Consider the following 24,370-nt stretch of genomic DNA (forward strand, 5'->3'; position numbering starts at 1 on the left):
TACACACCGTCATTCATCGCGCACCGCCGTCCACCGGGGGCTCTTCTCTCGTCTGCCGCTCTTCCTGGGTCCTGCGGCCGTCCCGATCGCCGCCGGACAGCAGCAGGTACAGCGCCGCCATCCGCACGGACACACCGTTGGCGACCTGCTCCCGCACCGTCGACCGCGGCGAGTCGGCGGCTGCCGCCGAGATCTCCAGCCCGCGGTTCATCGGTCCGGGGTGCATCACAATGCTATCCGCCCCGAGCCGCGCCAGTCGCTCCTCGTCGAGTCCCCAGCGCCTGGCGTACTCGCGCTCGGTCGGGAAGAAGGCGGCGTGCATGCGCTCGCCCTGGATGCGGAGCATCATCACCACGTCCGGCCCCGCGTCGATCGCGCTGTCCAGGTCGTAGCCGATGGCGGCCGGCCAGCTCGACACGTCGACAGGGAGCAGCGTGGGCGGGGCGACCAGCGTCACGTCAGCCCCGAGGGTCTGCAGCAGCCACACATTCGACCTCGCGACCCGGGAGTGCAGGATGTCGCCGACGATCGTGACACGCACCCCGTCGAGGTCCCGGCCCCTGGAGCCGCGGCCGTGCAGCCTGCGACGCATCGTGAAGGCGTCGAGCAGTGCCTGCGTGGGGTGCTCGTGCATTCCGTCGCCCGCGTTCAGCACGCCGGCGTCGATCCAGCCGCTGGTCGCCAGCGTCTGCGGCGCCCCGGAGGCGCTGTGCCGCACGACGACGGCGTCGGCGCCCATCGCGGCGAGCGTCTGGGCGGTGTCCTTCAGGCTCTCGCCCTTGGAGACGCTCGACCCCTTGGCCGAGAAGTTGATCACGTCGGCGGAGAGCCGCTTGGCCGCTGCCTCGAACGAGATGCGCGTGCGGGTCGAGTCCTCGAAGAACAGATTCACGACCGTCTTGCCGCGCAGCGTCGGGAGCTTCTTGACCTCGCGGTCCTGCACGTCGGCCATGTCTTCGGCGACGTCGAGCAGAGTGATGGCGTCGTCGCGCGACAGCGTCTTGGTGCTGAGCAGGTGCCTCATGCGCGGCCTCCCCCGTCCGTGGTGCCCGCTGCGTCGATCGTGCCAGGTTCGTCGATCGTCACCGACTCCTCGCCGTCGATCTCGTCCAGCCGCACGAAGATGCGCTCGGAGGCCGCCGACGGGAGGTTCTTGCCGACGAAGTCCGCACGGATGGGGAGCTCGCGGTGCCCGCGGTCCACCAGCACGGCCAGCCGCACGGCGCGCGGTCGACCGAGGTCGCTGAGCGCGTCGAGGGCCGCGCGGATCGTCCGGCCGGAGAACAGCACGTCGTCGACCAGCACGACCGTGCGCCCGTCGATCGGTCCGGGCAGCGAGGTCGGCTGCGGAGCCCGGGTGGGGTTCCGGGAGAGGTCGTCGCGGTACATGGTCACGTCGAGCGCGCCGACGATGTCGTCGGGCGAGGCCACGGCCTGCGGCTCGATGCGCTGGATGTTCTCGGCGATCCGTCGGGCGAGCACGACGCCGCGCGTCGGGATGCCCAGGATCACCAGATCGTCGGTTCCCCGGTTGGACTCCAGGATCTCGTGCGAGATCCGAGTCAACGCCCGGGCGATGTCAGCCTGTTGCAGCACAGTACGCGCTGTCATGCCGACCTCCTTCCCCGCCTCACAGGACGGCTGTTAAAGGATGTCAATTGGGTCGAGCCTAGCAGGGGCGCGACCCGAGCGCGTCCGTCGAACTCAGCTGTGTCTTTCCACGCGCAGGATGCAGGTGGCCCCCGGCTTGCCGGCGGGAAGGGTTCCCGACCACTTCTGGGTGGCGTGACCCGACACTCCACGGACATCGACTTCGTGGACGCCGATGGTCGAACCCGCGGCCTGGAGGGAGACGTAGATCCGGTAACTCTGCTCGGTCGACGTCGGATTGGTGACCGTCCCGTCGAAACGCGCGGGGGACGCATCGGCCGAGCAGGTACCGAGCTTCACGTCCTTCAGCGCCCCCACGTAGCCCGTCTGCGTCCCCGGTCTGTGCGTGATCTGAGTGACCGCGCCGTCATGGGAGGCGGCCGCCGCGGCAGTCGGGGTGGTCGGATGATGAGGCGCCGATGCCGTGCAGCCGGCCACGCCCATCACCACCAACACCGCCAGGGGAAGGGTCATGACAGCGGCGCGAGCCGCTCTGCCCAGGATGCTGCTGGTCATCAGGATGCTGCTGGTCATTCGGAGGCCTTTCTGCGACGGATGGTGATCAGTGCGGACGAGAGGGTCAGACCGGCGAGGATCGAGAGGATCGCCAGCCCGGCCGCGAAAGCGGGGAACGAGGTCGCGCCGGTGGCGGCCAGGACTCCGAGCGGGATCACCACGCGGTTGCTCGTCGCTGTCACCGGCTTGCCGCCCGGGTCGGCGCCGGTCGCGGTCGCCGTGTTCGCGACGGAGCCGGCGCCCAGGTCGGTCCTGGTGAGCGCGTAGGTCGCGGTCGCGGTCACGGACTGGCCGGGGGTCAGCGTTCCCGGGGTCGCCGGCCAGCTGTAGCGGATCGCGGACAGGCCGGGCAGCGGGTCGGCGATCGTGATCCCCGTCAGCACGACGTTGCCGGTGTTCGTCGCCAGGAACGTGTAGGTGACGGTTTCGCCGGGGGCTCCCGTACCTCCGGACGTCAGCCGGCCCGACTTCACGAGCGACAGACCGGGTTCGGGGTGCAGCGGAACCGTGGTCGAATCCCGCCCGGTGACCGTCGTGCCGCGTGGATCGGTTCCCGTGGCTGTCGCGGTGTTCACGACCCGCCCTGCGTCGACATCGGCCTGGGTGAGCACGAAGGTCGCCGTGGCGGTCACGGACTGGCCGGCGTTCAGGGTCCCGACGGCGCCGGGCCAGGCGTAGGTCAGCGGAGACAGCCCGGGCAGCGGGTCGCTGATCGCCACACCGGTCAACGTGACGTTGCCCGTGTTGGTGGCCGTGAAGGCGAACCGGACGGTGTCGCCGACCGCACCGGTCGCGCCGGCGTCGAGGCCGCCCGTCTTCACGAGGGTGATCGCCGGTGCCGCCGTGATGGACACCGTGGTCGTGTCGTCGCCGGTCACGGGATCCCCGCCGGGGTCGGTGCCCGTGGCGGTGGCGGAGTTGACCACAGCGCCGGCATCCACATCCGCCGCCGTCAGCACGTACGTCGCCGTGGCGGTGACGGACTCCCCTGGCACCAGCGTCCCCGGGGTTCCCGGCCACCGGTACGTCAATGCCGACAGACCGGGCAGCGGATCCGCGATCGTGACACCGGTGAGCGGCACGTTCCCCGTGTTGGTCGCCGAGAAGGTGTAGTCCACCCTGTCACCGACGGCGCCCGCGGCACCGGCGGCCAGACCGCCGGTCTTCACCAGCGCGATCCGCGGAGCGGGATCCACGGGGACCGTGGTCGTGTCGTCGCCGGTCACCGGATCCCCACCGGGGTCGGTGGCCGTCGCCGTCGCCGTGTTCACCACGGACCCCGCAGTGGTGTCCGCCTGCGTGAGCGCATACCTCGCCGTCGCAGACACGGACTGACCAGGCGTCAGCGTTCCCGGGGTTCCCGGCCAGGCGAAGGTCAGTGCGGAGAGGCCGGGGAGCGGGTCCGTGATCGTGACACCGGTCAGAGTCACGTTCCCGGTGTTCGTGGCGGTGAACGTGTAGTCGACCAGGTCGCCGACGGCGCCCGTCGCGCCCGCGGCGAGCGCGCCCGTCTTGAGCAGGGTGATCCCCGGCGTCTGCGGCACCTGGACCGTCACCGTGTCGTCACCGGTCACCGGATCCCCGCCCGGGTCGGTGCCCGTCGCGGTGGCGGTGTTCAGCACAGAGCCGGCATCGACATCCGCCTGGGTGAGCGTGTATGCGGCGGTCGCGGATACGGCTTGACCCGACAGGAGCGTCCCCGGCGTGCCCGGCCAGGTGAACGTCAACGGTGACAGACCCGGCATCGGGTCGGCGATCGTGACTCCCGTGAGCGTCACGTTCCCGGTGTTCGTCGCGGTGAACGTGTAGTTCACCGTCTCGCCGACGGCACCCGGCGCACCCGCGGCGAGGCCTCCCGTCTTGACCAGGGCGATTCCCGGAGCGGGCGTGATGGAGACGGTCGTCGTGTCGTCACCGGTCACCGGGTCGCCGCCCGGGTCGGTGCCCGTGGCGGTGGCGGTGTTGACCACCGCGCCGGCGTTCACGTCCGCGGCGGTCAGCGTGTATGTCGCCACGGCGGTCACCGACTGGCCGGGGGCCAGCGTCCCAGGGGTTCCGGGCCAGCTGAACGTCAGCCCGGACAGCCCGGGAAGCGGGTCGGTGATCGTGACACCGGTCAGGGTCACGTTCCCGATGTTCGTCGTGGAGAACGTGTAGTCGACCACGTCACCGGGGGCGCCCGTCGCGCCGGCGGCCAAGCCGCCGCTCTTGACCAGGTCGATCGCCGGCGTCTGCGGCACCTGGACCGTCGCCGTGTCGTCACCGGTCACCGTGGCGCCACCGGGATCCGCTCCCGTCGCCGTTGCGGTGTTCACCACCGAACCGGCGTCCACATCGGCCTGCGTGAGCGCGTAGGTCGCGGTCGCGGTGGCCGACTGTCCCGGCGTCAGCGTTCCGGGGGTGCCCGGCCAGCTGAACGTCAATGCCGAGAGCCCCGCCAGCGGGTCGGTGATGGTGACACCGGTGAGCGTCACGTTCCCGGTGTTGGTCGCCGTGAACGTGTAGTCGATCGTGTCCCCGACCGCACCGGTCGCACCCGCGGCCAAGTCGCCGGTCTTCACCAGGCTGATCGCCGGCGACTGCGGCACCGCGACCGTCGCGGTGTCGTCACCGGTCACCGTGGCGCCACCGGGATCCGCTCCCGTCGCCGTTGCGGTGTTCACCACCGACCCGGCGTCCACATCGGCCTGCGTCAGCACATACGTCGCCGTCGCCGTGGCGGTCTGGCCCGGAGTCAACGTCCCCGACGCGCCCGGCCAGGTGAAGGTCAGCGGCGACAGCCCCGGCAGCGGGTCCACGATCGTGACTCCGGTCAGCACGGCGGTTCCCGTGTTGGTCACCGTGAACGTGTAGTCCACCGTGTCGCCGACCGCGCCGGTCGCTCCCGCGGCCAGTGCACCGGTCTTCACCACGCCGATGGCGGGGGTGCGAGCGATCTCGACGGTCGCCGTGTCGTCGCCGGTCACCTGGACCCCGCCGGGGTCCGCTCCCGTCGCCGTTGCGGTGTTCACCACCGAGCCGGCGGCCACGTCGGCCGGGGTGAGCGCATACGTCGCCGTCGCGGTCACGGACTGACCAGGGCTCAGCGTGCCCGGCGTCGCCGGCCACGTGAAGGTCAATGCCGAGAGCCCGGGCATCGGGTCCGCGATCGTGACGGCGGTGAGTGTCACCGTGCCCGAGTTCGTGGCGAGGAAGGTGTAATGGACGATATCGCCTGCGGCACCGGTCGCCCCCGCGGCCAGATTTCCGGTCTTGACCAAGGTGATCGCCGGCGCGGGAGCGATGGAGACGGTGGTCGTGTCGTCACCGGTCACGCTGGCGCCGCCGGGGTCCGTGCCCGTCGCGGTGGCCGTGTTCACCACCGCCCCGGCGTCCACATCGGCCTGGGTCAGGGCATACGTCGCCGTCGCGGTCGCCGATTGGCCGGGTGTCAACGTGCCCGGTGCTCCGGGCCAGGTGAACACAACTGCCGACAAGCCAGGGAGCGGGTCCGTGACGGTGACACCCGTCAGCGTCACGTTGCCCGTGTTCGTCACCCGGAACGAGTAGTCCACTCGGTCACCGGCCGCACCGTTCGCGCCTGCGGCCAGGCCACCCGTCTTCACAAGGGCGATGCCCGGAGCGGGAGTGACCGGGACGGTGGACGCGTCGTCGTTCGTGACCGAGACTCCGCCGGGATCGGTTCCCGTCGCGGTGGCTGTGTTGACCACCGAGCCGGCATCCACATCGGCCTGCGTGAGCGTGTACGTCGCGGTCGCGCTGGCCGCCTGGCCGGGGTTCAACGTCCCTGGTGTGCCCGGCCAGGTGACGGTCGGGGCGGACAACCCCGGCAGCGGGTCCGCGATCGTGACGCCGGTCAGGGTCACGTTGCCTGTGTTGGTCACGGTGAACGAGTAGTCCACCGTGTCGCCCGCCATACCGGTCGCGCCGGCAGCGAGCCCACCGGACTTCACCAGAGCGATGGCCGGGGCGGGCGCGATCTCGATGGTCGTCGTGTCGTCGCCCGTCACATCGGCCCCTCCGGGGTCCGTGCCTGTGGCCGTCGCGGTGTTCACCACCGAGCCGGCGGCCACGTCCGCTGCCGTCAGTGTGTAGGTCGCCGTCGCTGTAGCCTCCTGTCCCGGGAGCAGGGTCCCCGGCACACCCGGCCAGGCGATGGTCAACGCGGACAGCCCCGGCAGCGGGTCCGTGATCGTGACTCCCGTCAGTGTCACGTTCCCCGTGTTGCCCGCGACGAATGTGTAGTTCACCGTGTCACCAGCGGCGCCCGTCGCACCTGCGGCCAGTTCGCCCGACTTCACCAGGCTGAGGCCGGGAGCGGGTGCGACATCGACCGTCGCCGAATCGACACCGGTCACCGTTCCACCACCCGGCCCCGTGCCCGTCGCCGTGGCCGTGTTCACGACCGACCCCGCATCCACATCCGCCTGAGTCAGAACGTAGGCGGCCACCGCAGAAGCGGCCTCCCCGGGCGACAGGGTCCCCGGCGTTCCCGGCCAGGTGAAGGTCAGCGCGGACAGCCCGGGCAGCGGGTCGGCGATGGTCACGCCCGTCAACGTCACGTTCCCGGTGTTGGTGGCGACGAACTTGTAGCTCACCGTGTCCCCCGCCACGCCGCCGGCGCCCGCAGCGAGCGCACCCGTCTTGACTAGTGTGATCGCCGCAGCGGAGGCCACCGAGACCGTCGCCGAATCCGTCGCCGTCACCGAAGCTCCGCCGGGATCCGTTCCCGTCGTCGTCGCCGTGTTCACGACGGACCCGGTGTCCGCGTCCGCCTGGGTCAGAAGATAGGTGGCCGTCGCCGCCACCGACTGTCCCGCCACGAGCGTCCCCGGGGTCCCCGGCCACGAGTAGGTCAGACCGGAGAGACCCGGCAGCGGGTCCGTGATCGTCACGCCCGTCAACGTCACGTTCCCGGTGTTGGTGGCGAGGAACGAGTAGTTCACGGTGTCCCCGGCGGCGCCGGTCGACCCGGACGCCAACGCGCCGGTCTTGACCAGGGTGATCTGACCGCCCTGCGCCAGCGGAACCTGCGTCGACGACGGACCCGACTGCGTGGGAGCCGGAGCACCGGGAGCGGTCCCGTGCGCGATCGCGGTGTTGTCGATGGTCCCGGCGGCGACATCGGCGGCCGTCACCACATAGGACGCCGTACACGTCGTCTGCGCGCCTGGAGCCAGATCGCCGGGCGGACACACCGGCGCCGTCATCGACCCGCTCCCGGTGAACGTCGTCTCGGTGATCCCGATGCCGGACAACGCCACCGTGCCGGTGTTCGTGACCAGGAACGAGTAGTCGATCGTCTCGCCCACCGTCAGCGCGGTCACCGGCAATCCGCCCGATGTCGCGGACTTCACCAGCGACAGCGACGGCGCATCCAGGACGGTCGTCGTGACCGAGCTCGTGTTATTCGTCTCGTTCACGTCGACGTCGGCACCCGAGACGCTCGCGCCGTTCACCAGCGTTCCGCCGGAGGTCGTCGGAGCCGTACCTGTCAGAACGATGGGGCCGAAGGTGGCGCCGGCGTTCAGGATGCCGGGTATCAGCGCGGAGGCGTTGCCTCCGGAGAGATCGATCAGGGACGGGACGGTGCCGTTCTGCGACGGCGTCCAGCCTGCCGGCGTGCGCGTGCACACCAGGTCGTTGCCCGACAGCGAACAATCCGCTTGACCCGACACGATGCTCGGGTTGGTCACGCCGGCGGGGACGGCGTCCTTGACGATGAAGCCGTGCGACGTCGAGCTTCCCGCCGCATTCGACACCCGAATCTGCCAGGTGATCGGGCCGCCCGCTTCCACCGAGGCAGGGCCGGTCTTCGTCAGGGACAGATCCGCCCGCGGCAACCAGGCCAGCAGATGCACTCCGCGTGTCGCCGACAGCGGGTCGCCGAAGGCTGTCCCCGGGGTGTTCACGGTGATCGTCCTCATCGTGTGGAAGGTGAAGGTCACGCTCGAGATCAGGCCGCCGACCCGGAGCATCGCGTACGGGGACGCGGGCGCCTTGCACGGCGTCGCCTGCAGGGCTGTCGGGAGGTACCTCAGCCGGTTGCTGGTGAAAGTCTGCTTGGACGGATCGAGCGGCGAGTTCAGCGTGATCTGCCCGGTGGCGGGCGCCGAGCCGTTGATCGCCGAGAACGAGACGTCCTGCCACTGCGCGGCGCACTGGGTGACCGGTGTGGTGTTGGTCTCCGTTCCTGTCGCGAGCCCCAGGACGGGATTGATCACCGGATGAGGGAAGGTCACGGTCGTCGTGTGCGTCACGCACTCCGCGGTGTACCCCACGGCCGTGTTGGAGCCCAGGCATCCGGACGGAATCGTCAGCGGCTTCATCTGGATGCTGGTGTCCGACTGATACGTGGGCGTCTGCGCAGGGGCGCTGATCGAGATCGGCCCGAGCGGGGCCATGTTCCCCGGGTACGGAGCCGTCGCCGTCGTTCCCGCTGTCGTCCACGGGAGGATCTGGGCGTGCTGGGACAGCGCCACATCGGAGATCACCGGATCCTCGAGGTCCTCGGCCGCCTGGGCCGGTGCGGACAGCACCGCGAGCGATGCCGCCACGGCCAGTGCGGCGATCACGGCGGTGAATCGCACCGGCAATGAACGCGTGAGGGTGTCCGACGACGAGTGGGACCGGGACCGGCGCATGGCAGCTCCAACGACTTGTGACTGCGATTCCCCCGCGGGGCTCTGGGTTCGCGCCTGGGACCGATCGGAGACCGACGGGCCTTCCGCGCGGCGCCACCCTGCCCGGACGGCCGGGTCGCGTCGTGAAGAGACAGCGAGACCTTATGACCGCCGCCGCTCCGGCGGAGCGACTCTGGGCGTCCGCGCAGAGGGCGTTCACAGCGGATCGGAATGCGCAATCCGGGCGAAAGAACGCCGATTTCCCGCGGTATCAGCGCTCTGACGCGGCAATGAAAGCACGCCGAGGACCACGCCGATGGCCCGTCGTCGTCGATCGACGTCCACCGGACACGCAGTGGACGTCACCTACAAGGTCACCTCGCGGGCTCTCCTGCTCGGCGCTATTTCGACCCGAGGAAGCTCGCGAACTCCTTCTCGTCGCTGATCGATCCGGTGTACTGCGTGCCGTTCACCAGAACGGTCGGCGTGCCCTGGATCGTGTCGAGGACCTTCTTGCCGTCCACGGTGATCGGTCCGGACTGGGAGTGCGCGGTGTTCGCCTGCGCCCACGCCTGGTACGGCCCGCTGCGGTCGATGCAAGCGGAGATGTCGGTGATCCCGAGGTCGGTTGCTCGCTTGGCGAGCTGCTTGTCGGTGAGACCGTTCGAGTTCTCGTCCGGCTGGTCCGTGAAGAGCGCCTGGTAGTAGTCGAGCACGTGATCGGGATCGTGCACACCGACGCAGACGAGGGCCGCCGCCGCCCGCGTCGAGTAACCGGTGCCGTTCGACGCGCGGTCGAGGAACGTCAACGGGTGAAGGCGCAGCGTGATCGAGCCGTCCTTGACCGCATTCGACAGCGTCTCGCCGTTCGTCTTCTCGAATGCGCCGCACACCGGACACATCGCGTCGAACCAGATGTCGACCTTCTTCGAGCCGGTGCCCGCCGAGACGAAGCCGCCGTCGAAGTCGACAGCGGCGTCCGTGCCGGTCGGCGGCTTCGCGGTCGCGACGGGCACGTTCGAGTTGCCGCCGAGCAGTGAGCACGAAGCGACGCCGACCGTCACCGCGACTGCCAGTACAGCTGCCGCGGCGATCCTGACGAGTCTGCGCCGCGCCTCCGTGCCCTCGCCTCTCATGCGCGCTGCGGGCGGTTCTGTGCGATCTTGGCGAGCAGTCCGTTCACGAAGCCCGCGGAGTCGTCCGTCGACAACACGGTCGCCGCCTCCACCGCCTCCGAGATCGCCACGCCGTCGGGAACCTCGTCGTTGAACAGCAGTTCCCAGACGCCGATGCGCAGGATGGCGCGATCGACGGCGGGCATTCGGGCGAGGGTCCAGCCCTGCGCGTACGTCTCGATCTGCTCGTCGATCTCGTCCTGGTGGTCGATCACACCGTCGACGATCTCGCGCGCGTACAGCCAGGAGGCCTCACGCGTCGGCTCGTTCGCGGCGCGCTCCGCCTCGGCGGCCAGGGCCTGCGGCAGAGTCAGCTGCCGCAGGTCGGCGCTGAACAGCACGTCGAGCGCGCGCTTGCGCGCCTTGGTCCGGGCGCTCACTAGTCGTTGACGCGGCCGAGGTAGTCGCCGCTGCGGGTGTCGACCTTGACCTTGGTGCCGGTCTCGAGGAACAGCGGGACCTGGATCTGGTAGCCGGTCTCGACGGTCGCCGGCTTGGTGCCGCCGGTGGAGCGGTCGCCCTGGAGGCCCGGCTCGGTGTAGGTGATCTCCAGCACGACGGAGGCGGGGAGCTCGACGTAGAGCGGCGAGCCCTCGTGCAGCGCGACCGTGACGTTCTGGTTCTCGAGCATGAAGTTGGCGGCGTCGCCGACGACCGGGCCGGGGATGGTGATCTGGTCGTAGTCGCTGGTGTCCATGAACACGAAGTCCGCGCCGTCCTGGTACAGGTACTGGTAGTCGCGGCGGTCGACGTTGGTGATCTCGATCTTCGCGCCGGCGTTGTACGTGCGGTCGACCGTCTTGCCCGTGGTGACGTTCTTCAGCTTCGTGCGGACGAACGCTCCACCCTTGCCCGGCTTGACGTGCTGGAACTCGATAACGCTCCAGAGCTGTCCGTCGATGTTGAGGACGATGCCGTTCTTGATGTCAGCGGTCGATGCCATGCGCGAGTTCCATTCGGTTTGCGGAAGATTCGGGTGGATGCGGCGCTCGGCGCCGCCCACGGAGGGCTCGGCGTACGGAGCCCCACAAGATTCTAGACGTCAGCGCGCGTTTCGGCGAATGAACGCCAACGCCATCCGGTACGACTCGAACCCGAACCCGGCGATCACGCCCGTCGACACCGCGCTGATGACGCTCGTGTGCCGGAACTCCTCGCGCGCGTGCGGGTTGGACAGGTGCACCTCGATGACGGTTCCTCCGGCCTTCGTCACGAGCGAGACCGCGTCGCGAAGCGCGTACGAGTAGTGCGTCCAGGCTCCGGCGTTGAGGATGACCGGCGCGCCGCTGTCGGCCGCTCCGTGCAGCCAGCCCAGCAGCTCGCCCTCGGTGTCGGTCTGACGCAGATCGATATCGAGGTCCGGCGCGTCCTCCTGCAGGACCGCCCTCAGGTCGTCGAGCGTTCCCGCGCCGTAGACGTCGGGCTCGCGGGTGCCGAGCCGGCCGAGGTTGGGGCCGTTGAGGACGAGGACGGTTGCCATGCCGATCACCCTATCGATGCTTCGCCGTCGGCGAGCGGACGGACGCGCACGGCCGACCACACGTCGTCGATCGCGACATTGCTGATCGGGCGCCAGCCGAAGGCTCCGGCCTCCCGGATGATCGTGTCGCGGTTGACATCGGCGCGGCCGCCCTTCGGGTACAGGAACCAGACCGCCCGAGCGCCGCTCAACGCGGGGAGCTCGGTGCCGAACCGTGCCAGAAGCTCGTCGCGCGTGCGCACGAACGTGACGGAGACGGCCGCCTCCGCAGGCGCGACCTCGACGACGCCGTCCGGCAGCTCGCCGAGCACCGTGCGCTCGTCCGGGCCCGCTCCGACGAGCAGTGTCTCCTCGGGCTTGATCAGCAGCTTCTCGGCGATCGTCTTGGGCATCAGGAGCCGATCTCCTGGTAGGCGGCGAAGAGCAGACTCTGGTCGGGACCGGCGAGGACGGTCGGCCTGGCGAGGTCGTCGAGCACGATGAACCGCAACAGGCTCCCGCGCGCCTTCTTGTCCCGCTGCATGGTCGCCAGCAGCGTCTGCCAGCGGCCGGCCGGGTACGTGGTCGGCAGGGTGAGCGACTCGAGGATCCGGCGGTGCCGGTCGACGACCTCGTCGCTCAACCGGCCGCTCAGGCGCGCAAGCTCCGCGGCGAAGACCATGCCGACCGACACAGCGGCGCCGTGTCGCCACTGGTAGCGCTCTGCGTGCTCGATCGCGTGGCCGAGCGTGTGCCCGTAGTTGAGGATCTCGCGGAGGCCCTGCTCGGTGAAGTCCTCGCCGACCACGCGTGCTTTGATCCCGACCGACAGCTCGACCAGCCGACGGAACTCCGGCGACTCGGGATCGGTCGCGACGTCGACGTCGCGCTCGATGATGTCCAGGATCTCCGGCTCGGCGATGAAGCCGTACTTGACGATCTCCGCGAATCCGGCCAGCAGCTCGTTGCGCCCGAGGGAGGTCAGGGTGTCCAGGTCGCAGACCACCGCCGCGGGCGCGTAGAACGCGCCGACGAGGTTCTTGCCCTCAGCGGTGTTGATGCCGGTCTTGCCTCCGACGGCGGCGTCCACCATCCCGAGCACGGTGGTCGGGACCTGGATCAGGCGCACGCCGCGCAGCCAGGTGGCGGCGACGAATCCGGCCAGGTCGGTCACGGCGCCGCCGCCGAAGCCGATCACGGCGTCGGACCGCGTGAAGTCGGCCTGGCCCATGATGCCCCAGAGGAAGGAGGCGACCTCGACGCGCTTCGCCGCCTCGGCGTCGGGGACCTCGGCCAGCAGCACCTCGTACTGCCCGGTCAGCGACTCACGCAGCTCCGCGGCGGCCGCCCCGAGCGTCGGCGGGTGCACGACGAGCACCTTGTTCACCCCGGAACCGAGGTGCGACGACAGACCGAACCGGAGGCCGCGCCCGATGACGACCGGGTACTGGTCCGCTCCGGCGACGAGGATCTCGGTGGGCTGGTCAGTCATGCGTCTCCTTCATCGGTCCTGAGTCTTCGATCCAACGCGCGATCTCCTCCACGATGGAGTCGATCGGCCGGGTCGAGGTGTCGGCGGTGTAGTCCGCCAGCGAGCGGTACAGCGGGGTGCGCGCCTCGACGAGCCGCTCCCACGATTCGAGATCGGTCACGAGCGGGCGTTTGCTGTTGGTGATGCGCGCGGCGATGGCGTCGGGCTGCACGGTCAGCAGCACGACACGCGTCGCGGCCAGGTCTGCCTGCGTGTCCGGGTCGAGCACCGCGCCGCCGCCGAGCGATACGATGCCCGGCCGGGCCACGGCTTCTGCGACCGCAGCCCGCTCCAGCGCACGGAAGTACGGTTCACCGTGCTCTGCGAAGATCTGCGCGATCGCACCGTGCTCGGCGACCACGACGGCGTCGGTGTCCACGAACGACAGGCCGAGCCGCCGGGCCAGGCGCTTGCCCAGCCGCGTCTTGCCCGCTGCGGGAGGGCCGATCAGGACGATCGTCACGGTCGTTCAGGCGTAGGGCGCGCTGACGCGCTCGGTCGCCAGATTCTCCGGGATGGCGTCGAGGTAACCGCGCAGGTTGCGGGCCGTCTCCGCGACGGAGTCTCCCCCGAACTTCTCGAGCACCGCGTTGGCCAGCACCAGGGCGACCATGGCCTCGGCTACGACGCCCGCGGCCGGCACCGCGCAGACGTCGGAGCGCTGGTGGTGGGCGGGAGCGGCCTCACTGGTCGCAATGTCGATCGTGCGCAGCGCGTGCGGGACCGTCGCGATCGGCTTCATGCCCGCACGCACGCGCAGGACGCCACCGGTGCTCATTCCGCCTTCGGTGCCGCCCGCCTTGTCGCTGGTCCGAACGATCGTCCCGTCTTCTGCGATGAGCTCGTCGTGCGCCTGCGACCCGCGACGCGTGGTCGTCAGGAATCCGTCGCCGACCTCCACACCCTTGATCGCCTGGATGCCCATGAGCGCTGCCGCGAGCTGGCCATCGAGTCTGCGGTCCCAGTGCACGTGCGAGCCCAGCCCCGGCGGGAGGCCGTAGGCCAGGACCTCGACGACGCCGCCGAGGGTGTCGCCGTCTTTGTGGGCGTCGTCCACCTCCGCGACCATGCGCTCGGAGGTCGCGGGGTCGAAGCAGCGCAGCGGGTCGGCGTCGAGCGCCTCGACGTCGGCCGGGGTGGGCAGCGGGGCGTCCTCCGGCACGCGCACCGGGCCGATCGACAGAGTGTGGCTGACCAGCGTGATGCCGAGCTCGGCGAGGAACGAGCGGGCGACCGCGCCCAACGCGACGCGCGCAGCGGTCTCGCGGGCGCTGGCGCGCTCCAACACCGGACGCGCCTCGTCGAAACCGTACTTCTGCATGCCGACCAGGTCGGCGTGGCCCGGGCGCGGACGCGTCAGCGCGGCACCGCGACCGGTCGCGAGCTTCTCGGGGTCCACCGGCTCCGCGCTCATCACGTCGACCCACTTGGGCCACTCGGTGTTGCCGATGCGCAGGGCGATCGGGCTGCCGAGGCTCAGACCGTGACGCACACCGCCCGAGATGTCGAGGGCGTCCTGCTCGAACTTCATGCGCGCACCACGACCATAGCCGAGCTTGCGACGGGCGAGATCGGCCCGGATCGCGTCCAGCGAGACGGGGACTCCTGCGGGGAGGCCCTCGAGGACGGCGATGAGTTCGGGGCCGTGGGATTCCCCGGCCGTGAGCCAACGAAGCATGATTCGATTCTGGCACAGCGGCGCGGTCGCGCTTCGCGCCGTTACGCCTCGCCCTTGCGGTCCCCGGACGTGAAGATGTCGGAGTGCACGACGAACGCGTGCAACAGCCTGTCGTCGTCCGACCGGAACCCGTGCCGCTCGTAGACCGGCACGGCGCGCGGGCTGGAGTGCACCGTGACGCGTTCGAGCCCGAGCGCGGCGGCGCGCGCCAGCACGGCATCGATCAGGCGGCCGCCGATCCCGGTGTCGCGCCGGTCGGGCACGACGTACGCGCACTGCAGATCGCCGGAGGCGCGCTCGAACCGCCGCGCGCTCGGCACCCGATCGAGGACGGCGAGCCAGGTCATACCGAGCACGCGGCCGTCCTCGACGGCGACGAAGCACTCGTGGGTGCCACGGCTCGCGGCCCAGGCCGCGAACCGTTCAGCGAAGACCTCCCTGGTGTCGTCGGGCTCTCCCCCGGCCTCCCGGAGGGAGTCCCACCGCAGGCCGCCGACGGCAGCCCACTCGTCCGGTCGCGCCGGACGCACCTCGACGTCGGACATTCCGCTCGGCTACTCGGCTTCTGCCGCGTCGGAGCCGTCGCCGAGCGGTGCGCCCTCCGCGTCGATCCCGACGGCCGTGAGCATGGCGTCGAGCACCTCGTCCTCGTCAGGAAGCGGCTGCAGCGGGTCGCCGGAGACGAAGATCCGCACCTGGAGCAGCGCCTGGTGGGCCAGCATCGCCAGGCCGGAGACCACCGTCCCGCCCACCAGCTGCCAGGAGCGGCCGAGCGAGCTGGGCCACGGGTCGTACGCGACGTCCAGGAGCACTGCCCTGCGCCGGGTCGAATCGGTGTAGACCGCCGCCGTAGAGGCGCCGCCAGGAAGCGTGCTGATGACGAGCTCCGGCACGTCGAGCGAGCGATCCGCCTGCGCGAACGAACGGATGCGCACCATCAGGCCGAGCTCGTGTGCGAGCGGTTCCAGCCAGAGGCTCTTCTGCAGGTCGCGCACGTGCACGTCGACCCGCTCCGCTCCCAGCTCGGCAGCGGCGACGAGCGCGGACGCGGCCGTCGCTCCCCCGCCGAGCACGTGGACGTAGCGGGCGCTCTGCAGCCCGGCGGCACCGAGCGCGCGCACGATGCCCGCAACATCCGTGTTGAAGCCGCTGACGGCGTCGGCGTGGAGCAGCACGGTGTTCGCGACCCCGGTCTGCTCCGCGACCCGGTCGACGGACGTCAGCAACGGGACGACGGCCTGCTTGAGCGGCATCGTGAGCGAAAGGCCGCGCCACTCCGGCCCCAGGCCGTCGATGAACGAGGCCAGGCCGTCCTCGGCGACGTCCACAGGCTCGTACGACCACGGCAGGCCGAGAGCGGCGTACGCCGCACGGTGCAGGGCAGGAGACTTGGAGTGCCCGATCGGCGAACCGAGGACGGCCAGGCGGCGCGTCGGCTCCGTCACGGGCGGCGCGGTGCCGGTCTCGGCAGCGGTCTCCGGGAGGTCGACGACGTTCTCCTCGGAAGATTCCGGCTCGACCACCTCGACGACTTCGACGACTTCGACGACTTCGACGACTTCGACGACTTCGACGACTTCGACGACTTCGACGTCAGGCTCTGCCTCGGTTGCGGCCCCGTCGACCTCGGCAGCGGCTCCGCCGTCGCTGTCGTCGCCGTCCAGGGGCTCCCCGCTGTCCGCTGCTTCCTCGGCCTCGGCGATGGCAGCCTCCTCGGCCTCCGCCTCGCGCTCGGCCTCGACCAGAGCGGCGATCCCCGCCTCCGCCGACGCCTCGGACACGCCGTCCTCGACCGAGAGGTCCTCGCTCTGCACATCCTCGACCGGCACGGCAGGCGCTTCCGCCGGCGTACTGCTCGCATCGCGACGCGACGGGGTCTTCGGTTTCTCATCCATAGCCGGGGTTGTCCTTCATCCACTGCTGCCATTTCGCGACAGCCGCGTCGTGCTCGTCGGCCGTCGTCGAGAAGATCGTCTCGCCGGTCTTGAGGTTCCAGGTCACGAAGAACATCCACGGACCGTCCGCGGGGTGGACCACCGCGTTGATAGCCAGGTCGCCCGGGTTCGAGATCGGCCCGACCGGGAGCCCCGCGTGCGCGTACGTGTTGTACGGGTTCGAGGCGTCGGCGCGCTCGGCGTCCGTCGTCTCCACCCGGTGCGTGTTTCCCGTGCCGTAGGCGACCGTGGCGTCCGACTGCAGATCCCAGCCCTGCGCGAGCCGGTTCAGGAACACACGGGCGACCTTGGGATAGTCGTCCTTGAGGCCGGCCTCGCGCTGCACGATCGACGCGAGGACGACCGTGTTCCACCGGTCGCCCGGAGCGACTCCTGCTTCGTCCAACGCCTGGAACGAGCGGTCGACCATGGTCTTGATCACGTCGTGCGCCGTCGCGCCCGGGACGAACGTGTAGGTCGCGGGGAACAGGAAGCCCTCGAGCGTCTTCGCCTCTGCGGGGACGCCGAAGTCGGCCGGGTTGGCTGCCGCCTGCTGCAGCTCGGCGAGCGGGATCTTCGTCGCATCGGACACCGTCTGGAGCGCATCCTTCTCGGCCGTCCCCTCCGGGATGACCGCGGTGTTCTGCATGCGGTTCGCGGGATCCTGCAGGGCCGTCAGCGCCGCCTGGGCGCTCATCCCCTTCGCCAGCTTGAACACACCGGGCTGGAACTCGACCTCCGGGTGCTGGCGGAGCAGCAGCTGGTAGAAGGCGTCGTAGCTCTTGGTGACGCCCGCCTTCTGCAGGTTCGTCGCGATCGAGCCCCCGTTGTCGCCGGACTTGATCGTGAACATGACCTGGCCGGTCCCCGACCCCGTGAAGTCGTTGTCCACCGGCGACAGCGCGGTGATGAGCTTGGCGACCTGGGGCTGGAACGCCGCGTACGCGCCCCCGGCGAGGCCGCCGAGCACCGCGACGACGACGGCGGTCACGACGACCGGCTTGACCCAGCGCCGTCGACGCTTGGGCGGCTTGTCGTGCGAGAGGTAGTTCTGCTGGCGCCACGCCAGCGGGTGCTCGGAGTCCCCGCCCCCGACCTCGCCGCGATCGTCGGACAGCGGCGAGAAGATCGCGTGCACCGGGCTCCCGACGTGATCGTCGGCGGCCGTTCCGTGCGCCGCCTCGTGCCGCGCCGCCGCGCCGACCGTCTCGCGGCCGCGCGTCGTGTCGGGCTCGCGGTCGACCGAGATCGGACCGGTCACCACGGAGTCGAAGTCCAGCCCGGCGAGCGTCGCCGACTGGGCGGTCGTCTCGGCAGGGGGCGGGGTCCAGGGGCCAGGGGTCTGCGGGTTGCGTTGGTCGGCGGGCACAACCGGGGAATCGGCTGCCGCGGGGGCAGGCTGAGGCTCCTGTGCGCGCTGAGCGCCCGTGGTGTCCTGAGCTTGCTTGGCCTCGTGCGCCTCCCTGGCCTCCCGCGCCTCGCGTCGGGTCATCGGCTGCCGGTTCACGGCGGGGAAGACGGGCGGCTCCGGCTTCTCCTGCGGGTTCTGCGACAAACTAGGGTCCAATGCTCGGTTCGATGGGACGGCCCGGCGGATGGCCTGAAGCGCGCTCCGCGTCGAGGGCGTGCTGCAAAATTATCGTGGCGGCCACCTGATCCACCACTGGACGCGCGCTTTTCGAGTTCTTGCCCGACGCTCGCAGGGCCGAGTGCGCCGAAACGGTCGACAGCCGCTCGTCCACCAGCCGCACGGGCACCTCGACCTCGGCTTCGAGCGTCTCCGCGAAGGAGACGGCGTCAGCCGTCGATGCGGTGTGCGCACCCGAGAGCGCCAGGGGTAACCCGACGATAATCTCGAAAACTCCGAGTTCGGTCACAATCTCACCGATCCTGCGGCGATCCGCAGCGTCTTCGGAGCGTGCGACCGTCTCCAGCGGCGTCGCCAGCATCCCGTGCGGGTCGGATCGGCTCACGCCGATCCGGACCTTGCCGACGTCGATGCCGAGCCGCACTCCGCTCCGCACGCGTCAGCCGATCGCCGCGACCACTGCCGAGAGCGCTGCGGGGATCGCCTCGGCATCGGTGCCGCCGCCCTGCGCGAGGTCGGCCTTGCCGCCGCCGCCGCCGCCGAGGACACCGGCCGCGGTCTTGGCGAGAGCACCGGCGTTCACGCCGGCGTCGCGTGCGGCCTGGTTCGTCGCGACGATGACCACGGGCTTGCCCGCGGCGCGTGCCGCGAGTGCGACCGCAGCCGGGTCGGAGCCCAGACGCTCACGCACGGTCGTCACCAGCAGGCGCAGATCGTCGGCGGAGTTCAGTTCGCCGGCGTCCTCCGCGACGACCGTGACGGCGCCGCGGCGGCTCGCCGATTCCAGCAGGGCCGGCACCTTGTCGAGCACCGCGCGGGCCTCGAACGCCTGGATGCGCTTCTCCGCGGCCTTGAGGCTCGCCATGAGATCCGCGATCTTCTCGGGGAGCTGCTCGCGCGGGGTCTTCAGCGCACCGGAAAGCTGGGAGACGATGGTGCGCTCGACGGCCAGATCCTGGAAGGCCTCCAGCCCCACCAGGGACTCCACGCGCCGGTTGGTCGAGCCCACCGACGACTCGCTGATCAGGTTGATCATGCCGATCTCGGCGCTGGTGGACACGTGCGTGCCCGCGCAGAGCTCGCGCGACCAGGGGCCGCCGATATCGACCACGCGCACGACATCGCCGTACTTCTCACCGAAGAGCGCCATCGCCCCGAGGGCCTTGGCCTCGGCGAGCGGAAGCTCGCGGGTCGTCACCTGGAGGTTGTCGCGGATCGCGTTGTTCGAAATCTCCTCGATCTCGCTGCGGGTCTCCGGCGACAGCGCCTGATTCCAGGAGAAGTCGAGGCGGAGGTAGCCCGCCTTGTTGAACGATCCCGACTGATGGGCGTTCGGGCCGAGCACCTGGCGCAGGGCCGCGTGGATGATGTGCGTGCCCGAGTGCGCCTGCGTCGCGCCCCGGCGGTACTGGGCGTCGACCAGGCTGGTCGCCGGAGCTCCGACGCCGACCTCGCCGCTGCGCACGAGCACCTTGTGGCTGATCAGGCCCTTGACCGGCTTCTGCACGTCGAGCACGTCGAGCTCGTAGCCCGGGCCCACGATCGTGCCGGCGTCGGCGCTCTGGCCGCCCGACTCCGCGTACAGCGAGGTGGCACCGAGGATGACCTCGGCGACCTGGCCCTCGCGGGCGACGGTGACCGACTGGCCGTCGACGATCAGGCCGAGCACGCTCGACTCGGTCTCGAGGTCGGTGTACCCGGTGAACACGGTCTCGCCCTGCGCGCGGAACGCGCTGTAGACGGAAAGGTCGGCGAGAGCGGTCTTCTTGGCCTTGGCGTCGGCCTTCGCGCGGGCGCGCTGGTCGGCCATCAGCGTGTCGAACGCCGCACGGTCGACGCTGAGCCCGGCCTCCTCTGCCATCTCGAGCGTCAGGTCGATCGGGAAGCCGTACGTGTCGTGCAGCAGGAACGCGGTGTCGCCCGCGAGCTGATCGCTGCCCGCCTTGCGCGTGTTCGCGACCGCGGTGTCGAGGATGCTGGTGCCCGACGCGAGCGTGCGCAGGAAGGTCTCCTCCTCCGCGTACGCGAGCTGCGACGTGCGGCCGAACTCGGCCTCCACCTCGGGGTAGGCCGCCTTCATCGCGTCGCGAGAGGCGGGGAAGAGCTCGGGGAACGTCGCCGTCTCCACGCCCAGCAGGCGCATCGCACGGACGGTGCGACGCAGCAGGCGGCGCAGCACGTAGCCGCGGCCCTCGTTCGACGGCGTCACGCCATCGGTCATCAGCATGAGCGCGCTGCGGACGTGGTCGGCGACCACGCGCAGGCGCACGTCGTCTTCGTGAGCCTCGTTGCCATAGGGCTTGCCGGCAAGCTCCGCTGCGCGATCGAGGACAGGGCGCACCTGGTCGATCTCGTACATGTTGTCGACGCCCTGCTTGATGAACGCGACGCGCTCGAGACCGAGCCCGGTGTCGATGTTCTTCTTGGGCAGGTCGCCGAGGATCTCGAAGTCCTTCTTGCCGGTGCCCTCGCCGCGCAGGTACTGCATGAAGACGAGGTTCCAGATCTCCACGTACCGGTCGTCGTCGGTCGCGGGACCGCCGTCGATGCCGTAGGCCGGGCCACGGTCGAAGAAGATCTCGGAGCAGGGGCCGGCCGGACCGGGCTGGCCGGTCGACCAGTAGTTGGTGTCCTTGCCGAGGCCCTGGATGCGCTCGTCGGGGAGGCCGGCGACACGGCTCCAGATCTCGCGGGCCTCGTCGTCCTCCTCATAGACGGTGACCCACAGGTCCTTCGGATCGAAGCCGAGGCCGCCGTCGGCTTCCGCCGAGGTCAGCAGCTCCCAGGCGAAGGTGATCGCCTGCTCCTTGAAGTAGTCGCCGAACGAGAAGTTGCCGCACATCTGGAAGAAGGTGCCGTGCCGCGGAGTCTTGCCGACCTCTTCGATGTCGAGGGTTCGGATGCACTTCTGGACGCTGGTGGCACGCGGGAAGGGTGCGGGGACCACGCCGGTCAGATACGGCACGAACGGGACCATCCCGGCGACCGTGAACAGCAGCGACGGGTCGTCGCTGACGAGCGAGGCGGACGGGACGACGGTGTGACCGCGCGTGGCGAAGAAGTCGAGCCAGCGGCGGTGGATTTCAGCAGTCTGCATGGGTTCCGGTCATTCGAGGTGGTGCGAAAGTCGAGTGGGAGGTGCGAAGAGGCCAGGAACGACGATGGTTCAGTCGCCGTCGATCGCGGAACGGATCTCGGCCTCGCGCTGACGGTAGCCGTCGGAGACGGCCTCCCCGAAGTCACGGGCCTTCTTGTCGAGCGTGCCGAAGAACTCGCGACCCTTGGGGGTCTCGTTGACCTTGTGGGCGACGACGAAGCCGACGGCGACGCCGATCAGGAGCCACAGGAAACTCTTCATTGCAGGATCTTCCCTCCGTGGATGTGTGCGTGAGCGCACTCGCGCAAGTCTAGTCCGCCTTGCGCCGGGAACGGCCGGTCGCGCCGGGCACCCGGAAGGCCGCGCGCACAGCGGCGCTGAACCCCGCCAGCTTGATCAGGGGGCCGCCGACGGTGGCCGCGAACAGGGCGACCAGCGCCGAGACGTTGCCGGTGACGTCGGCCACGTTCTTCGTGATGACGTCGACCCTCGCGAGTTGCTTGTTGGTCTCCTGCAGCGTGGTCGCCGTCTCGTCCAGGATGGGCGTGATGCCGTCGCTGGCCTCCTTGATGGCGTCGCGCGTCGAGTCGAGCACGCGCCCCAGTTTGAGCAACGGGACCGCGATGAACCCGACGAGCACGGCGAACACTCCCGCCGCGATCAGACCAGCGATATCGCCTCCGGACATGTCGGCTCCCTCCATTCCGAGACGGGCATGCGTCCCAGCGTAACGGGAACGCGGCAGACGGGAACCCTGTTGCCGGGAACGTCCGTGAAATGCGGAACGGGGCCGTGGCCGAAGCCACGACCCCGTTCGCGGGAGTCTCGCTGCCTCAGCGGGCCGCGTAGTACTCGACGACCAGCTGGACCTCGCACGTGACGGGGACCTCGGCGCGCTTCGGGCGGCGCACGAGGCGGGCCTGGAGCTTGTCGAGCTCGACCTCGAGGTAGCCGGGGACCTTCGGCAGGACGTCGACGTGACCGCCGGCGGCTGCGACCTGGAAGGGCTCGCTGCCCTCGGAGCGGGCCTTGACGTGGATGAGCTGACCCGGCTTCACGCGGAACGACGGGCGGTCCACGATCTTGCCGTCGACCAGGATGTGGCGGTGCACCACGAACTGGCGGGCCTGCGAGATGGTGCGGGCGAAGCCGGCGCGGAGCACCAGCGCGTCGAGACGCATCTCGAGGAGCTCGACCAGGTTCTCACCGGTCAGGCCCTGGGTGCGACGCGCCTCTTCGAACGCGATGCGGATCTGCTTTTCGCGGATGCCGTACTGGGCGCGAAGACGCTGCTTCTCGCGCAGACGCACGGCGTAGTCGGAGTCGGCCTTGCGCTTGGTGCGGCCGTGCTCACCGGGAGCGTACGGGCGCTTCTCCATGTAGCGGGCCGCCTTCGGGGTCAGGGCGATGCCCAGGGCGCGCGACTCGCGGGTCTTGCTGCGGGAACGTGAAGACACGGTTTCCTTTCGGTTTTCTCTCTACGAAATGTTGGTCGCACAGCGCGCAGGGGCGCTGTGCGCAGGGTTTTTCACCTGCAAGAGAGAGGGATTCACGCCAGGGACGCCCGGCTACAGGGCCAGTCCTTTCGATCGCGTGTCTCGGGCAGCCGCACCTTCAACACGCTTCTAGGCGCATCGATTCTAGCAGACCGCGATCAGCGTCCGCGCACGATGCGACGCAGCTTCGCCAGCCGGGCGGCGACGTCGCGCTCGTTGCCGTGCTCGGTCGGCGCGTAGTACGTCGTGTCGCGCAGTTCGTCCGGGAGGTACTGCTGCTCCAGCACGCCGAGCGCGTCGTCGTGCGGGTACTTGTAGCCCTTGCCGTGGCCGAGCCGTTTGGCTCCCGGATAGTGGGCGTCGCGCAGGTGCTTGGGCACCCGCCCGATCTTGCCGGCGCGCACGTCGGCGATAGCGGCGTCGAGCGCCATGTAGGCGGCGTTCGACTTGGGTGCGGTGGCGAGGTGCACGACGGCCTGGGCGAGCGGGATCCGTCCCTCCGGCATCCCGATGTACTGCACGGCGTCCGCTGCCGCGATCGCGACGACCAGGGCTTGGGGGTCGGCCATGCCGATGTCTTCGGAGGCCGAGACGATGATTCTGCGGGCGATGAACCGGGGGTCCTCCCCCGCCTCGATCATGCGGGCGAGGTAGTGCAGCGCGGCGTCGACGTCGGATCCGCGCACCGACTTGATGAAGGCGCTGATCACGTCGTAGTGCTCGTCGCCGTTGCGGTCGTAGCGCAGCAGGGCGCGGTCGACCGCCTGTGCGACGAGCTCGGCGGTGATGACCGGCTTCTTCTTCGCGGTCGCCGGCGTCGCCGACGCGGCGGAAACGGACGCGGCCTCCAGCGCCGTGAGCGCCCGGCGCGCATCGCCGGACGCGAGCCGGATGAGCGCGGCACGGGCCTCGTCGTCGAGAGCGTACTGGCCGGCGAGGCCGCGGTCGTCGGAGACGGCCCTGTCGATCACGACGCCGAGGTCGTCGTCGCTCAGCGTTTCGAGTGTCAGCAGCAGTGACCGCGAGAGCAGCGGCGAGATGACCGAGAAGGAGGGATTCTCGGTGGTCGCCGCCACGAGGATGACCCAGCCGTTCTCGACGCCGGGGAGCAGCGCGTCCTGCTGCGCTTTGGTGAACCGGTGGATCTCGTCGAGGAACAGCACCGTCGAGACGCCGTAGAGGTCACGGGTCGAGAGCGCCTCGTCCATGACGAGCCTGACGTCTTTCACGCCGGCCGTGACGGCTGACAGTTCGACGAATCGACGCCCCGACGAATGCGCGATGGCCTGGGCCAGCGTCGTCTTGCCGGTGCCGGGAGGACCCCACAGGATGACGGAGACGGAGCCGCTCTGTCCGTCCTTGTCGCTGGCGAGGGCGACGAGGGGCGAGCCGGGGCGCAGCAGATGACGCTGACCGGCGACCTCGTCGAGGGATTTCGGCCGCATGCGCACGGCGAGAGGCGTCGCTCCCGTCCGGAGCCCAGGTTGCACGTCGACCACCCGACAAGATTAGTCGCAGCCACCGACATCACTGTCGGCGGCTCGGGTTTGGGTGCTCATAGCCGCGACGGATCAGGTTCGTGCAGCATCCCATCCCGCTCGACGGTGACACAAAAACAGCGAG

21 protein-coding genes are annotated in these 24,370 nt (G+C 70.0%); all 21 read right to left on the reverse strand.

What is annotated here, in order from left to right; genetic code table 11:
- Positions 1–13: 13 nt before the first annotated feature.
- The gene (locus JNB50_RS07150) at positions 14–1,024 is read right to left on the reverse strand and encodes an aspartate carbamoyltransferase catalytic subunit (RefSeq protein ID WP_243768128.1); all 1,011 of its coding nucleotides are present in this window, start codon (positions 1,022–1,024) and stop codon (positions 14–16) included.
- Positions 1,021–1,611, reverse strand: a complete 591-nt coding sequence (gene pyrR, locus JNB50_RS07155; protein WP_208039420.1) for a bifunctional pyr operon transcriptional regulator/uracil phosphoribosyltransferase PyrR — start codon at positions 1,609–1,611, stop codon at positions 1,021–1,023. Before pyrR ends, JNB50_RS07150 begins: the two co-directional genes overlap by 4 nt.
- A 93-nt stretch (positions 1,612–1,704) precedes the next feature.
- Positions 1,705–2,184, reverse strand: a complete 480-nt coding sequence (locus tag JNB50_RS07160) for a hypothetical protein (protein WP_208039421.1) — start codon at positions 2,182–2,184, stop codon at positions 1,705–1,707.
- Complete coding sequence (locus JNB50_RS07165; protein ID WP_208039422.1) at positions 2,181–8,810, reverse strand: DUF11 domain-containing protein; 6,630 nt, start codon at positions 8,808–8,810, stop codon at positions 2,181–2,183. The genes JNB50_RS07160 and JNB50_RS07165 overlap by 4 nt, the downstream gene beginning before the upstream one ends.
- A gap of 380 nt (positions 8,811–9,190) precedes the next feature.
- Complete coding sequence (locus JNB50_RS07170) at positions 9,191–9,925, reverse strand: thioredoxin domain-containing protein (protein ID WP_208039423.1); 735 nt, start codon at positions 9,923–9,925, stop codon at positions 9,191–9,193.
- On the reverse strand, positions 9,922–10,344 hold the full coding sequence (nusB, locus tag JNB50_RS07175; protein WP_208039424.1) for a transcription antitermination factor NusB: 423 nt from the start codon (positions 10,342–10,344) through the stop codon (positions 9,922–9,924). Before nusB ends, JNB50_RS07170 begins: the two co-directional genes overlap by 4 nt.
- Positions 10,344–10,907, reverse strand: a complete 564-nt coding sequence (gene efp / locus JNB50_RS07180) for an elongation factor P (RefSeq protein ID WP_055915862.1) — start codon at positions 10,905–10,907, stop codon at positions 10,344–10,346. The genes nusB and efp overlap by 1 nt, the downstream gene beginning before the upstream one ends.
- Positions 10,908–11,006: 99 nt before the next feature.
- Positions 11,007–11,444 carry a type II 3-dehydroquinate dehydratase gene (locus tag JNB50_RS07185; RefSeq protein ID WP_208039425.1) on the reverse strand — a complete coding sequence of 146 codons (438 nt, stop codon included), beginning with the start codon at positions 11,442–11,444 and terminating at the stop codon, positions 11,007–11,009.
- Between the two features lie 5 nt (positions 11,445–11,449).
- Positions 11,450–11,836 carry a hypothetical protein gene (locus JNB50_RS07190; RefSeq protein ID WP_243768129.1) on the reverse strand — a complete coding sequence of 129 codons (387 nt, stop codon included), beginning with the start codon at positions 11,834–11,836 and terminating at the stop codon, positions 11,450–11,452.
- Positions 11,836–12,915, reverse strand: a complete 1,080-nt coding sequence (aroB, locus tag JNB50_RS07195) for a 3-dehydroquinate synthase (protein WP_208039426.1) — start codon at positions 12,913–12,915, stop codon at positions 11,836–11,838. The genes JNB50_RS07190 and aroB overlap by 1 nt, the downstream gene beginning before the upstream one ends.
- Positions 12,908–13,417: a shikimate kinase gene (locus JNB50_RS07200; RefSeq protein WP_208039427.1), complete on the reverse strand. Its 510-nt coding sequence runs from the start codon at positions 13,415–13,417 to the stop codon at positions 12,908–12,910. Before JNB50_RS07200 ends, aroB begins: the two co-directional genes overlap by 8 nt.
- 6 nt (positions 13,418–13,423) lie before the next feature.
- Positions 13,424–14,632 (reverse strand): chorismate synthase, encoded by a 1,209-nt coding sequence (gene aroC / locus JNB50_RS07205; protein WP_208039428.1) that lies wholly within the window; start codon positions 14,630–14,632, stop codon positions 13,424–13,426.
- Between the two features lie 41 nt (positions 14,633–14,673).
- Entirely contained in the window at positions 14,674–15,177 is a 504-nt protein-coding gene (locus JNB50_RS07210; RefSeq protein ID WP_208039429.1) for a GNAT family N-acetyltransferase, read from the reverse strand.
- A 9-nt stretch (positions 15,178–15,186) separates the two neighbouring features.
- A complete protein-coding gene (locus tag JNB50_RS07215; protein ID WP_208039430.1) occupies positions 15,187–16,527 on the reverse strand; it encodes a shikimate dehydrogenase in 1,341 nt (446 codons plus the stop codon).
- On the reverse strand, positions 16,520–18,121 hold the full coding sequence (mltG, locus tag JNB50_RS07220) for an endolytic transglycosylase MltG (RefSeq protein ID WP_243768130.1): 1,602 nt from the start codon (positions 18,119–18,121) through the stop codon (positions 16,520–16,522). Before mltG ends, JNB50_RS07215 begins: the two co-directional genes overlap by 8 nt.
- A 1-nt stretch (position 18,122) precedes the next feature.
- On the reverse strand, positions 18,123–18,590 hold the full coding sequence (gene ruvX, locus JNB50_RS07225) for a Holliday junction resolvase RuvX (RefSeq protein ID WP_208039431.1): 468 nt from the start codon (positions 18,588–18,590) through the stop codon (positions 18,123–18,125).
- Between the two features lie 3 nt (positions 18,591–18,593).
- Complete coding sequence (gene alaS, locus JNB50_RS07230) at positions 18,594–21,251, reverse strand: alanine--tRNA ligase (protein ID WP_208039432.1); 2,658 nt, start codon at positions 21,249–21,251, stop codon at positions 18,594–18,596.
- 69 nt (positions 21,252–21,320) lie between these two features.
- The gene (locus JNB50_RS07235) at positions 21,321–21,512 is read right to left on the reverse strand and encodes a hypothetical protein (protein WP_055915845.1); all 192 of its coding nucleotides are present in this window, start codon (positions 21,510–21,512) and stop codon (positions 21,321–21,323) included.
- A 49-nt stretch (positions 21,513–21,561) separates the two neighbouring features.
- On the reverse strand, positions 21,562–21,939 hold the full coding sequence (locus JNB50_RS07240; protein ID WP_208039433.1) for a DUF948 domain-containing protein: 378 nt from the start codon (positions 21,937–21,939) through the stop codon (positions 21,562–21,564).
- A gap of 145 nt (positions 21,940–22,084) precedes the next feature.
- A complete protein-coding gene (gene rpsD, locus JNB50_RS07245) occupies positions 22,085–22,708 on the reverse strand; it encodes a 30S ribosomal protein S4 (RefSeq protein ID WP_208039434.1) in 624 nt (207 codons plus the stop codon).
- A 197-nt stretch (positions 22,709–22,905) separates the two neighbouring features.
- Positions 22,906–24,246, reverse strand: coding sequence for a replication-associated recombination protein A (locus tag JNB50_RS07250; protein WP_208039435.1), 1,341 nt, complete (start codon positions 24,244–24,246; stop codon positions 22,906–22,908).
- Positions 24,247–24,370: the final 124 nt, after the last annotated feature.

The sequence above is a fragment of the Leifsonia sp. TF02-11 genome, from assembly GCF_017565305.1.
Taxonomy (GTDB): Bacteria; Actinomycetota; Actinomycetes; order Actinomycetales; family Microbacteriaceae; genus Leifsonia.